General features: G+C 36.0%; 10 protein-coding genes. 2 read left to right on the top strand and 8 right to left on the bottom strand.

Annotated features, from left to right (window positions below; translation table 11 throughout):
* Complete coding sequence (locus tag C8C87_RS14690) at window positions 1–1,218, top strand: murein hydrolase activator EnvC (protein WP_233550042.1); 1,218 nt, start codon at window positions 1–3, stop codon at window positions 1,216–1,218.
* A gap of 98 nt (window positions 1,219–1,316) precedes the next feature.
* Here the strand turns inward: C8C87_RS14690 and C8C87_RS14685 are convergent, their stop codons facing one another.
* The 5 genes from C8C87_RS14685 to C8C87_RS14665 form a co-directional block, all read right to left on the bottom strand.
* Window positions 1,317–2,288, bottom strand: a complete 972-nt coding sequence (locus C8C87_RS14685) for a transglutaminase family protein (RefSeq protein WP_121343102.1) — start codon at window positions 2,286–2,288, stop codon at window positions 1,317–1,319.
* A 5-nt stretch (window positions 2,289–2,293) separates the two neighbouring features.
* Complete coding sequence (locus C8C87_RS14680; protein ID WP_099714002.1) at window positions 2,294–3,247, bottom strand: alpha-E domain-containing protein; 954 nt, start codon at window positions 3,245–3,247, stop codon at window positions 2,294–2,296.
* 41 nt (window positions 3,248–3,288) lie between these two features.
* Window positions 3,289–4,725, bottom strand: coding sequence for a circularly permuted type 2 ATP-grasp protein (locus C8C87_RS14675; RefSeq protein WP_099714003.1), 1,437 nt, complete (start codon window positions 4,723–4,725; stop codon window positions 3,289–3,291).
* Between the two features lie 404 nt (window positions 4,726–5,129).
* Window positions 5,130–5,978 (bottom strand): polysaccharide deacetylase family protein, encoded by an 849-nt coding sequence (locus tag C8C87_RS14670; protein ID WP_121343101.1) that lies wholly within the window; start codon window positions 5,976–5,978, stop codon window positions 5,130–5,132.
* 14 nt (window positions 5,979–5,992) lie between these two features.
* Window positions 5,993–7,018: a hypothetical protein gene (locus tag C8C87_RS14665; RefSeq protein ID WP_121343100.1), complete on the bottom strand. Its 1,026-nt coding sequence runs from the start codon at window positions 7,016–7,018 to the stop codon at window positions 5,993–5,995.
* Window positions 7,019–7,325: 307 nt separating this feature from the next.
* On the opposite strand from C8C87_RS14665, the gene C8C87_RS14660 reads away from it, so the two are divergent.
* On the top strand, window positions 7,326–9,404 hold the full coding sequence (locus tag C8C87_RS14660) for a TonB-dependent receptor domain-containing protein (protein WP_121343393.1): 2,079 nt from the start codon (window positions 7,326–7,328) through the stop codon (window positions 9,402–9,404).
* Between the two features lie 21 nt (window positions 9,405–9,425).
* On the opposite strand, the gene C8C87_RS14655 is transcribed toward C8C87_RS14660, so the two are convergent.
* The 3 genes from C8C87_RS14655 to C8C87_RS14645 form a co-directional block, all read right to left on the bottom strand.
* Window positions 9,426–9,869 carry a cytochrome c gene (locus C8C87_RS14655; RefSeq protein ID WP_121343099.1) on the bottom strand — a complete coding sequence of 148 codons (444 nt, stop codon included), beginning with the start codon at window positions 9,867–9,869 and terminating at the stop codon, window positions 9,426–9,428.
* Between the two features lie 3 nt (window positions 9,870–9,872).
* Window positions 9,873–10,997, bottom strand: a complete 1,125-nt coding sequence (locus tag C8C87_RS14650; RefSeq protein ID WP_121343098.1) for a PQQ-dependent sugar dehydrogenase — start codon at window positions 10,995–10,997, stop codon at window positions 9,873–9,875.
* A 207-nt stretch (window positions 10,998–11,204) separates the two neighbouring features.
* Window positions 11,205–13,535 carry a glycoside hydrolase family 3 N-terminal domain-containing protein gene (locus tag C8C87_RS14645; RefSeq protein ID WP_121343097.1) on the bottom strand — a complete coding sequence of 777 codons (2,331 nt, stop codon included), beginning with the start codon at window positions 13,533–13,535 and terminating at the stop codon, window positions 11,205–11,207.
* Window positions 13,536–13,657 lie beyond the last annotated feature (122 nt).

The raw sequence follows: 13,657 nt of genomic DNA, 5'->3' as shown, positions 1-13,657 counted from the left end.
ATGACTTCATTACTATGGAGTCAGGAATCCCAACAAGAAAAATTAGAAGAACGTAAAGCTCAAATTCAAAAAGAAATTAGAGAAAATGAAAGGTTATTACAAACCGTTAAGAAAAAAGAAAAATCTGCTGTGAATGTAATAGTGATTCAAAGCACTAAAATAAAGCTTAAAGAAAAATTGATAAACACTACCGAAAAGCAAACTAAATTGCTTGGAAATGATATGTATATCAATCAAATGCAAATTAATAAGCTAAAAAAAGAATTGGCTTTACTCAAGGAAGATTATGCTGAAATGATTGTAAAATCATATAAAAGCCGTTCCGAAGAAAGTCGTGCCATGTTCTTGTTGTCCTCTGAGAATTTTTTACAAGCGTATAAAAGAGCGCAGTACATGAAACAATATACTGGTTTCAGAAAAATGCAAGGCGAAGAAATAAAATCGAAATCTAATCAGCTTACGGATTATAACGAGAAATTAAATGTTCAGAAAAAAGCGAAACAAAAACTGATAGCTGAGAACGAAAAAGAGCGATTGGCATTAGAAAAAGAGAAGCAAGAGCAACAAAAGCTAGTCAATTCCATAAAAAAAGACAAAAATAAGATTGCCCGAGAAATTAAGCAAAGACAACAGGAATACAGAATAATCGACAGGCAAATCAATAAATTAATACGTGAAGCTATTGCGGCTGCCAATAGAAAAGCAGCCTTAGAAAAAGCAAAAGCAAATCCAAGTGCTCCAGTTTCAAAAGCTGCGGTTTCATCATCAAAAATAGAATTAACACCAGAGGCTAAAATAATTGCAGATAATTTCAGAGCCAATAGAGGAAGGTTGCCTTATCCTGTGGAAAAAGGATTTATATCACTTGGTTATGGAAATCAGACGCATCCATTATTCAACACCATAACGGTTCACAATAGTGGTGTTGAAATTACAACAGACCGTGGTGCAAATGCAAGAGCTGTTTTTGGCGGAGAAGTAACTAGTGTTATTGTTTTGTCACCTGTAAACAAGGCGGTAATGATACAACACGGGGATTTCTTCACCGTATATCAAAATTTGAGTTCTGTGAATGTTAGTAAAGGTGATAAAGTAAGTATTAAACAAAGCATTGGAAAAGTAAGAACCAATGGCGAGACAGGAAAAACAGTAATTAAATTCCTAATTCTTCAAAATACAACTTACAATAATCCTGAAGGTTGGTTGTCACCAAGATAAAACGGTTATTTTACATAAAGCAAAAGCACTATTAATTCATTCGAATAAATAGTGCTTTTTTTTGTTATGAAATTTTAGAACATACTAAGTGGCATTAATTATTGCTGCTGCTGTTGTTGCTGTTGCTTCTGCTGCTGTTGGAGTTGTTCAATATAATCCAATTGTTGTTGAATTTCTATTGAAACTTCTTCGAGTTGTACATCATTTATGTCTTCAAATTGTCGTCCATCCTCATAGCCAATCGAAACACAAACGGAAAGCGTTTGCCTGGAAAGACCTTTGAAAGTTCCTTTCACGGGAGTGCAATCATAGAAATTACGACCAACGGAAAGTTTTACATGATTGTCCATCGTCCAGATATTATTGGTGGGGTCTAAGCCAAGCCAACCTTGTTTTGGAGTGTAAATCTCAACCCAAGCGTGTGTGGCACCTTCGCCTCGAAGACCACTTTCGTTAGGGCAAATATAACCGCTCACATATCGGGAAGGAATTCCTGCCGTTCGTAAAAGTTGTAATAAGACATGTGCAAAGTCTTGGCAAACTCCTTTTCTAATTTCTAAAATCTCGTCTACTGTGGTTTCAATATTAGTGATTCCTTTGGTGTACTTAAAATTTGTAAAAATATATTGATTGCATTGTTGGGCAATTTCTATAATGGGTTTATCGGAACAATTTATTTCATTCAGAATCGCATTGATTTCGTCTTGTTTTTTAATCGTTTCGGGATAACAAAGTCGGAGTAAAGAAATACTTTTTTCTTTTTCCTTGACCAAATCTTTTACCGTTGTGTGATCTATTTCGGGAATTTTTAGCGAATGATTGACACGTACTAACATTCTGGATTCTATAGTCATTTCGGTATGGGATTCCAAAGTATTGAAATTCCCCACGCGATTGCCGTAGTAATCCTGCGAAATCTCAACTTCGGGATTGTTTGTTATCAATAGCTGATATTGAAGCACATCTTGGTTGTCAAAATGATGTGGAAATAAACGAATTTCATTAATGCTTTCTTTTATAGGCCAGTTGTATTGGTATTTTGTGATGTGTACTATTTTGAAAATCGCCATTTTTATTAAGTGTAAGAGAAAAATAATTTTGAAAAATCCGTCGAAAATTGAATCAGTTGTGTTCTTGTGTTGTTAAGAATGTCTTCCAGTTCTTTGTTGGTAAGATGATGATAATCTGTAAATTCAACATAACTTTTGAGTCTTCCAAATTGATTGTGCAATGTTCTCGCTTCGCTCAGATTATTGTCTTTAAATAAGCTGTTTAAATAGGTGTCTATTAATTCTAATGTGTAAATCACCGAGTGTGCAAAATCTCTGTTGAAGATGACTTGTTGCACCACTTTACGATTGTGCGGAATATTACTGTAGCTTTTTAAATACAGTTCATAGCCCGAAAGAGATAGTAATAATCGTCTCCAATACAATAAATCTTCTTCACCGTCCAGATTATAATCAATAGGAGCGTAGTACGCTTGGGTTAAAGAAATAGTTTGTAAACATCTTTCGATGTGTTTGCCAATGCTGGAAAAACACCAGCCCAATCCTCTGGGCATTGTAACTTGCAAAATACCATTATACAGCAAAAAATCTTTATTGAGCTTAGAAATAATATTACTCGCATCAGATGTTTCTAATTTTTTTGGCAAATCAGGTGAATTCATGAAGTGATACAAAGAATTGATATGTTCCCAAAGTTCTTTTGTAATTTTATCCTGTGAACCTCTCGCATTTTCTCGTGCTTTGATAACTAGATTTTTCACTGAATTATAATTTGGGCTGTCGCAAATAATATACTTTAGAACAAAATTAGTGTCGTATTGCACTTGATTTATTTGTTCCATAGGCAAATCAGTATAGTATTCCAATAACGGTTTGTAACCCTGAGAATCGTTCATTTCCTTATCAAAAGATAAGATATAAAAAGTATTTAGGGTAAGTAACATTCCATCTGTTCTTTCCATATATCGGTTAAGCCAAAACATTCCGTCTGCAACCCGGCTGAGCATATTTACTTTCATTCTGTTATTTTTTTAAGAGAGTGTAGAGTTAATTCTGTGATTTATTTTACAATCCACGTGTCTTTACTTCCTCCTCCTTGGGAAGAATTAACGACTAATGAACCTTCGGTAAGCGCCACTCGGGTTAGTCCGCCCGGAACTATCTTTACACCATTCGGACCGCACAAAGCATAAGGTCTCAAATCCACATGACGCAGTTTTAGTTCGCCGTCGATAAGGCAAGGAACGGTGCTGAGTTGAATGATGGGTTGTGCAATGAAATTACGCGGATTGTCAACAATGGCAATTTTTGCATCTTCTAATTCTTGTTGGGTTGCTTTGTTTCCCATTATCATTCCATAACCACCACTTTGATTGGTTTCCTTGATTACCATGTTTTCCATATTGGCAAAAACCATTTCTCTTTCGTCCAGATTTTCCATTCTGTACGTAGGAACATTTTTTAGAATCGGCTCTTCGTTCATGTAATATTTTATCATGTCAGGCACGTAAGCATATACAGCTTTGTCATCAGCAACGCCATTTCCCACAGCATTCACAAGTGCTACATTTCCTTGTCGATAGGCACTTATAAGTCCGGGAACACCCAAAGTACTGTCTGGTTTAAAAACCAAAGGATCAAGATATTCATCATCCAGTCGTCTGTAAATAACATCTACCTGATGAAGTCCCGAAGTGGTTTTCATATAAACTTTATTGTTATTCACGACTAAATCTCTTCCTTCGACTAAAGGGATTCCCATTTGCCTTGCTAAAAAAGTATGCTCGTAATACGCCGAGTTGTACACTCCCGGTGTTAGTAAAACTACATTTGGGTTGGAAATGCTTCTTGGAGAAAGTGAAACCAGAATATTATGAAAAATCATCGGATAATTGCTCACCATACTGACATGGTTTGAAGTAAGCATTTCAGGAAAAATACGTTTGGTTATTTCTCTGTTTTCAAGCATGTAACTCACACCGCTTGGACACCTCAGATTATCTTCGAGCACATAAAATTCTCCTTTGGCACCTCTAATTAAATCAATTCCTGCAATGTGTACATGAATGTTGTGAGGAACTTTAATCCCGTGAACTTCTTGAATGTAATGAGGACAAGAGGCAATTAATGCTCCGGGAATTATACCGTCTTTTATAATATGCTGCTCGTTATAGATATCTTCCAAGAATAAATTGAGTGCTTTCAGCCTTTGTTTTATTCCAGATTCTACTTCGTTCCAGTCACTTTGGGTAATAATTCTTGGGATTATATCAAAAGGAAAAATTCTTTCGATACCTTGATTGTCGTCACTGTAAACCGTAAAAGTGATACCTTGATTCATAAAAAAATCAGAAGCCTGTCGGTGTTTGTCGTTCAGATTATCGTGGTTTAGGTTTTGTAATGTTTGTAGTACCTGACGGTAAGATTCCCGAACACCTTCATTAGAAAACATTTCGTCCCAGCCGTTCGGGTTTAAATTAGGTATCGACTTCATCATATTTTACACCATTATTAAATAATTAAACTTAACAGCATTTTGTTATTTAAAACGCATTATAGTAGCTAAAATACCAATTTTAAAGCGATGTAAATGATGATTATGTGACTATTTAATAATTTTTACAGCATTCTTTTTTTGATAATTCTTTTTTGATAATTCTTATTTTTTGCAATGTTGTTTTTTGTGATTTCGCAGTGAAAAATATTTATTGAAATAAAAAACCCTGTTAATAAAGGAGTATTGGTGTCAATTGTTGTAAAAAATAAATCAAAATAGAGATTAAAGTAGGGGTGTAGAATTAAAAATAAAAAAGATTCAATTTATTTTTCGAACAAAAAAAGTCTCAATTATTAAGATGATTTAATAATTGAGATTGTTTGTGTTTTTGAACAAATACTGTTTTATGGATTTTTATTAAAGGAAGAATTAACAGCCTTCATCATTCCTTCAGTAGACCAAGTTCCAGAGACGATGATGCGTCTGATGGTGTACAATGGATCTACAGAATCCCTTTTGGTAGACAATATATAGGCCATTTTATAATCGCTCTTTTTTATTTCAGGAATTGCGGCTGTATTCCATAAACCAAACGGATATGCAAAATCTTTAACCGGTTTTCCTATTATATCTTCCAATTTTGCTTTTGGTTTTACCAATTGCATATTCCAGTCATCTCCGGCATATTTTGTAACCATATGATGATCCCAAGTATGAGCGCCTACAACATGCCCGTTGTCAGATAAGCTTTTAATTTGTTCTTTGCTCATATATCCAGGACGGTTAATTGATACTGTCATGATAAAAAACACGCCTTTGAAACCGTATTTTTTCATTTCGGCTGCACCAATGCTGAACTGTTCTTCTCTCGTGTCGTCAAAGGTTATCATAATAGGTTTTGCAGGCAATGGGACATCATAGACTAAGTAGTCATACAATTGTTCCGGCAAAATAGTTTCGTAACCGGCATCGGCCAAAGCTTTCATTTGTTCTGCAAAAGCGGGAGGTTTTACGGTGTACACTTTTATGTTTCCGCTCGCACTGGCGCTAAAATCCCTGATGTTATGATAACATAAAATGGGTACTTCTTTTTTCGAAAGAATAGTCGCTGCATCTGCCATGACTTTTTTGGTCACAACTTTTTTTACGGGCACTGCAATAAGTGGTGTTTCAGGGACTATTTTACGAGGTTCTGATTGACAGCCAACTAATATTATAAATGCACCAAAAATAAGACATAAGATATTTTTCATAAATCAAATAGTAATTATTGGTACTGAATGTAAATTGGTTTTGGAGTGAATTTCACTAACTCTTCCGGGCTGTACATTTTCCAATCCTTTTTGTTGTCATTTTTATAGAACAATTTAAAACCGGTAAACTGTACGGGCTCTCTATAAATATAACTCAGGTAAGTGGATTTTTTTAGAATTTTACTACCAAAACCATCCATATCCATTACAATTTGAACTTCAGGAACGGTTTTAATCGCTTTGTAATTTTTAACCATTCCTTGAGTAAAGCGGTGTATTACGAGCACTTTTGGAGTCAACTTGTTTTTGCGCACTATGTTTGCCAAAATATCAATAGCATCGTTAATATCTTCAGCATTAAAACTACCAATTTTGGATCCTGGACGCTCTCCGTTTTTCATCGAAAATTCAGGGTCAATTCCTAGATGAACATTTGGCAAAGCAAGATATTGTTCCAGTTGTTCCACTTCGTCCTTAACGGTACTGTGTCCTACTTGTACATCTAAAAAAACCAAGGCATTGATTGGTTTAGCCCAACTTATAATAGTGTCTATTTGTTTAAAAGGCATTCGCATGCGGTGCATATTATTTTTTCCCGGAGCGCCTTGAGCGGTTACAGCAATGTAATGCAAAGCAGGAATTGCTTTCACAGTAGAGTCAGCTGCTTGCCATTTGGCGACTTCGCCTTGTAGTTTTGCCAGCATTTCTTTTCGGGGAAGTTCACCCAATATTCCCATTCTGGTAGAATATAGATTTCCGTAATACGCAATAATTCTATTGTACGGTAACAATGCGCCGGGCAAAGGATAGGGCGCTTTTACAGGCCATCTCCCGGTAGTGTCATTATTGCTTAATGCCACCATTCTTTTGTTATAGTCAACAGTATCAATGGTAAGGGTTTTCGTTTTTTCTGTAGTATCCGTTTTTACGGTATCTGATTTCTCTGTACCATTTACAGCATCAGCCGCTTTTCCTTTTTCACAAGAAATATTTAAAAGCAGTAAAGGAAGTGTAATAAATGCAATAGCTGATTTTTTCATAAATTAATTCTATTTATTTTCAATGTAAAGATAAAGTATTTTAGAAGTGTGATATCAATTATAATAGTGTTTCAACGGGCTATTTTTTATATAATTCACGGATTTTAATTTTTTTCAAACTACCCGAATTCGATCTTCAAGCTTCTTTCAATTTAATATTCAAACGGAATGTACATCAGTTAATTGTTTGGCTTTTAATTTTTATAAAAAGGCAGTTTACTTTTATCACAATTTCAGAATAGCTTTTGGGAAATACAAAGAAAAGGCTAACTTTATAAAAGTTTTTACTCATCTAAATACCAAACAATTGTTCAAAAAATTCCTTTCTTTTCTTCTTTTTTTATGCAGTGCCACTGCTATTTTTGGACAAATAAAAAAAGATACTATTGCACTTTCAGAAATCACTTTGAAAGGTTCGCCTATCAAGAATGTGCTTCAAAATGTTGCTTCCTCCGTTTCAGTGATTACTACAGCTGACATTAATAAAAGTGACGGAATTATATTGACTCCAATTTTAAACAAGATCCCTGGCGTTACGATGCAACAAGGTGCTTTCAATACCAACAGGATTACTATTCGTGGCATTGGCGCGCGATCTCAATATGGGACCAATAAAATAAAAGCCTATTTTGATGGGATTCCATTGAGTTCCGGTGAAGGCGAAACTACTATTGATGATATTGATTTGGCTTCAATCGAAAAAATAGAAATTATAAAAGGACCAAATTCCACCAGTTTTGGTTCCGGTTTGGGCGGAGTGATTCAGCTGTTTTCAAGAGAGACTCCTTTGCTGGAATCATTTGGAAAATCTACGGTCACTTTTGGAAGTTTTGGGTTGTTGCAAAACCGACTTTCGGCAGGATACAGTGATTCCAAAACGAATGTATTCACAAGTTATACTAATTTACAAAGTGACGGATTTAGGGCAAATAGTTCTTATAACAGAAAATCATTTAATCTCCACGGCAAACAAAAAATCGCTTCTAACGGAAGTTTGTCATTTTTGGGAGCATTCACTCGATTGAAAGCTTTTATTCCGAGTTCTATCAATGAAACGGATTTAAAAAACAATCCTGAAAAAGCAGCTGCTACTTGGGCTGCGGCACAAGGTTTTGAGTCGTATGATAAATTCATGCTCGGATTAGGGTACGACCATCAATTTTCTGAAAAATGGTCCCTACAAACCAGTGTTTTTTCTAATTTTAAAGATGCTTACGAGCCCAGACCGTTTGATATTTTGGATGAAAAAACAAGTGCAGCAGGTTTTCGTTCCAATGTAAATTATAAAGACCGATTGTTTTCTTTGCCGTTTGAACTGAGTTTAGGAACCGAATTATTAACGGAAAAGTATGCGTATTCGCTTTTTGAAAATTTATACCAATCGCAACCGGGACAAGGAAGTATAAAAGGCGATGAGTTCAGCGCTATCAAACAAAATCGGAATTACACCAACTACTTTTTACAAATGGAACTTTGGATTTCAGAAAAGCTGCATATGGAAACCGGAGTGGCATTAAACACAACCAAATATTCGTTAGAAGATGTTTTCGAAAATAATTCTGGCGGTAAAAAGATGCCGTTTACTTTTGGAAATGTTTGGTCGCCACGAGTTGGTTTCTCGTATAAAATAAGCAATGGAAAAAACATATTTACATCCGTCAGCAAAGGATTTTCGGTTCCATCAGTGGCTGAAACATTGACTCCCGAAGGTCAAATAAACACCGATTTAAAACCAGAAATAGGTTGGAATTATGAACTGGGTTTCAAAGGGAATTGGCTTGAAAATAAAGTATACACCGAAGTAACTTTTTACACCACACAAATTAAAAATTTATTGGTGGCACGTCGCACTGACAATGATCAATTTGTAGGGATTAATGCGGGCAGCAGTTCGCATACGGGTTTAGAATTCTTGGTTAATTATACACTTTTAGAACTGACCCAACTTCAAATTAAGCCTTATTTTTCAGGTGCGGTGAATAATTTTAAATTCAAAGAATTCTTGGATGGTGATGCTGATTATTCGGGAAACCAACTTACAGGCGTTCCCGAAAAGCAATTTAATTTTGGAGTGGATTTAAATACCAAAAATGGATTTAGTGTAAACACGTCTTTCCGAACCATGGGTAAAATTCCGTTAAATGATTCCAATACAAAATACAGTGAGCGGTATTCGTTGCTCGATATTAAAACGACGTATGTTTTTACTATTCTTAAAATCCTAAAAACAGAGCTGAATGCCGGAGTTAATAACGCATTGGACACCAAATATGCGGCTAATATTTTGCCTAACGCAGTTGGTTTTGGCACTGCTGCACCACGTTATTTTTACCCCGGAAATCCCGTAAATTTTTATGGTGGTTTTTCGGTATCGTATATTTTTTAGATAGAAATCCTAAGCCTGAATTTATTTTTTAATGGCTGCGACTTCTTTCTCAGTAACGATTTTGGGTTGTTTATTGCTCCAAGAAGTCATGATGTAATTCATCACATCAGCAACTTCCTGATCCGTAAGTCCCATGGCCGGCATGCTGCTATTGTACTTGATTTTATTGACAACAATTTCGCCACTTTGTCCAAATTTCACAGCAGCAATACTTTGATTTCTTTTGGTTTTTAACCAGTCAGAACCGTCAAGAGGAGGGAAGTTTTTAGTATCTCCTTTGCCATTTGCACCATGACATTGCATGCAAAAATCAGCATAGATTTCTTTTCCTGGTGACTGAAATTTTGAAACAACAGCGGTTTCTTTATTCAATTCAATATAGTTGTCTTGGGAAAATGGGTTTTCGAAAGAGAAACTTCCCAATATAAATATTCCAAATCCTAAAAATAATTTCGTTGTCAACATAATTTAATTCGGTATAATTTTGAGTATTCCTTTTCCTTCAACGCCCATATAAATATAGCCATCCGGACCTTGCACGACATTACGTACACGACCAATATCGGTAGCAATTTTTTGTCTGCCTATAACTTCATTGCCTTTCAATTTTAGCAATTCAAGATATTGGAATTTTAAAGAACCAACCAACAAATGTCCTTTCCAGTCTGGATATTTATCACCGGTCACAAAAGTCATTCCGCTTGGAGCGATAGAAGGCAGCCAATAATAAATGGGTTTTTCAATGCCTGGTTTTTCGTTTTCTTTACTAATGGTTGTTCCGTCATAATCGATTCCATAAGTAACAATAGGCCATCCGTAATTGACTCCTTTTTTTATGATGTTGATTTCATCGCCACCCTGAGGACCGTGTTCATGTGCCCAAATTGCTCCTGTTACGGGGTTTTTTGCCATTCCTTGCGGGTTGCGATTCCCATAAGTGTAAATAGCTTCTTTGGCTCCGGCCTGACCGACAAACGGATTGTCTTTAGGAATGCTTCCGTCGTCATTTAAACGGTATATTTTTCCACCATCGCGTTTAATGTCTTGCGGATTTACGAAATGTTCGCCACGCTCACCAACAGAGAAATACAAATAACCATCGTTGTCAAAAACAATTCGGGAACCAAAATGCTGTCCTTTTGTAGTGTTGGGAGTGGCTTTGTAAAGCGATTCGATTTGTGTCAGACTTTCGTCCAATAATTTTGCTCGAATAAGTTTAGTATTACCGCCGGTACCTTCACCTTCATCGGAAGCATACGTCATATAAATCCAACCATTTTTAGCATAATCAGGATGTAAAACGACATCTAACAATCCGCCTTGTCCACGAGAATATACTTTGGGAACATTTTTGATTTCGGTTTTTATACCGTTTTTGATATGATACAGAATACCACTTTTTTCAGTAACTAACATTGTTCCGTCTGGCAACCAAGTCATTCCCCACGGAATTGCAATATCTGAAGCTACGGTTTCAATGGTATAATTTTTTACCTCGTCTTTTATAGAAATATCATTTGGCTTTACTTGTGCTTCGCAACTGAAAGAGAGAAATGAAAGAATCGAGAGGGAGACTATTATTATTTTTTTCATGAGTATAATTTTTAATCTTTTAAAGAAAGAAATCTTTTTTAAAGGTAGTAAAAGCGGATTTAAAAAGACAAATAAGTCTTTAATTTTGCGTAGAATTAACAAAACAAAGCGATTGGATCTCTTTTTTATCGTCAGAATTCAAATTCAAATTCGGAATTGGACATAAAAAAACCACCTAAATAGCTAGGTGGTTTAAATATAATTTGTTTATTTCTTGACGCTGTATTTTGCAGTTCTGGCATCTTTGATTACCCCTTTCCAGTTTAATCCAAAACCAAAATCATACACATTTCCAGTAGCATCTTTATAGGGTGTCATGTCGTGAGGAACGTCTTCCATTTGTTTTTCAACGGTAGTCATATTCAACGGCATTTGTAAAGGTAACAATCCGGAAGGTTCTGTTTTACCCGAAACAATATCTAATAAAGCTTCTACTTGTACGCCAAATTCTCCCACGATTGCATCAACCTCTTTTTCAAATTCTCCAAAAACCATCGGATTAGAAATATTCACAGACACCAATACCGGTTTTCCATTCATCGCTTTCTTCGTTTCCAGAATGGTGTTTAAATCTGGGTACGAATTTGATTTTGACGTTTTATTCAAATACGAACGGTTGGTAATCGTTGGGTCAATTACAGGATCTCCGGCAGCAATACTTTGTGCTCTGGCATCGACTGCGGTATAGTCTTTTAATTGCAAACTAATGGGCACATATCCATTTCCACCAGCTTCTCTATCGGCTCTGCTGTATCCGCCACTTATCGGACTTTTGATAAATACAATTGCAAAATCCGCCTTAGCAGGCTCATCCGTTACCGTATAATATTTTTTAATCAATTCTAGATTAACCGGATATTCAATTTTTTCTGGTGATGGTTGTCCAAAAAAGTTGATTCCTGCCGGAGTAACTCTTTTTGGGATGTATACCGTCTTACCTTTGGCAATTGGCAACGTTTTATTTTGGTTTTTAATCATCACAACAGACTTCAATTGCGCGTCATAACCTGCTTTCATAAAATCAGGTTTTCCCACAATAGCTTTGGTCTCATTAGGATCTAAATAGGAGTTTTCGAACAATCCCACTCTGAAAATATTCAAAAGCAAACGAACTGCTGATTGCTCAAAACGCTTGCGCATAAATGATTCTCCGTGTTCTTTTATACCCATTTGATATGCTTCCAGCACTGGATTGATATCATTATTTCCGCCAAATTGATCCACACCCGCCATCAGGACTTTATAATGTCTTTCGGCAACACTTAATTTTTCAACACCCCAAGATTTCCCTGAAAAGATATCTGGCTTAGCGCCTTCATCAGCAGTAATTAACCAATCGGTGCAAACCACTCCATCATACCCGTATTGGTCTCTTAACAAATCTGTAATGATGTATTTACTGAATCCGTTACCCACATTTTCACCGTATTTTTTATCCTGACCATACGAAACAGTGTAATATGGCATGACTGCAGAGGCTTTTTTAGTAGCTCCTTTTAACTGAAAAGCACCATCTGTAAAGGGTTTTAAATGGGTTTCGAAATTATTTCCTGGATATACTGCAAATTTTCCATAAGCAAAATGTCCATCACGACCTCCTTCTTCCGGACCACCACTTGGCCAGTGCTTAATCATCGCATTGACACTTTGATTTCCCCATCCTTCATACGCATTAATCGATTTTGGAGATGTTTGAAATCCGTCTACATAAGCTCTTGCCATATCAGTCGCAAGTTTCGGGTCTTCGCCAAAAGTACCCACAAAACGATTCCACCTTGGTTCTGTTGCTAAATCAATCTGTGGCGATAGCGCTGTGGTGATTCCCATAGCTCTGTATTCTTTGGCAGCAATTGCACCAAATTGTTCCGTGATAGCGGCATCAAAAGTAGCGGCTAATCCTAGTTCTTCCGGCCATTGTGATATAGCTCCACCCGAACCTGCATTGTATTCGGCATCTTTATTAGCTCCATTTCTTGGATCAGAACTGTTGTTGGAAGGAATTCCCATTCCAATACCTTCCACTAATGCTTGTATATTATTATTCCATGTTGCCGCAACTATTGGACTTTCAACAGATGTCATTAGTACATGGCGTAAATTGTCTTTGGTTAAAAATGCAATTTGCTGATCAGACAAATCAGATGATTTTGCACCACTTTTAGAAAATGGTTTTTCATTATAGGTTCCGGTAAACATTCCTGCTTCCTGTGCCGGAATAGCTTGATGCCTGCTGTATAACATTAATCCGGCCATTTGCTCTACCGTCATTTTAGAGGCAAGATCTTTGGCACGTTCCGCTACCGGTTTTCTCCAATCTTCATAAATATCTAACTTCCCATTTTTGTTGAGGTCTTTAAAAGCCAAGCCGTCTGCTTGTATGATTTTAATTCCTGATTTTGGAGAATATCCTAATGTTTGTCCTCCTTGGTTTTGAACAATGTTATGGGAGTTTTTAGGTGTTTCTGTCCATTTTTTTTGGGCATACGTTTGCGTTCCAACAAGTAAAAGTAACGCAGGTAATACAATTCTTTTTTTCATATCTTGGTTCTTGTTTTTGGTAATTAAATTAGCTAAATTATAGTGGTTTATATTTTTTAATCTGGTTTTTAAAAGGCAAAATTGTAATTGACACCCTTTTCTGTTTCCGTTAAATTTACGAA

The organism is Flavobacterium sp. 120 (genome assembly GCF_003633605.1).
GTDB lineage: Bacteria > Bacteroidota > Bacteroidia > Flavobacteriales > Flavobacteriaceae > Flavobacterium > Flavobacterium algoritolerans.
The sequence above is the reverse complement of the archived record's forward strand: the minus strand, read 5'-3'. Positions and strand labels throughout refer to the sequence as shown.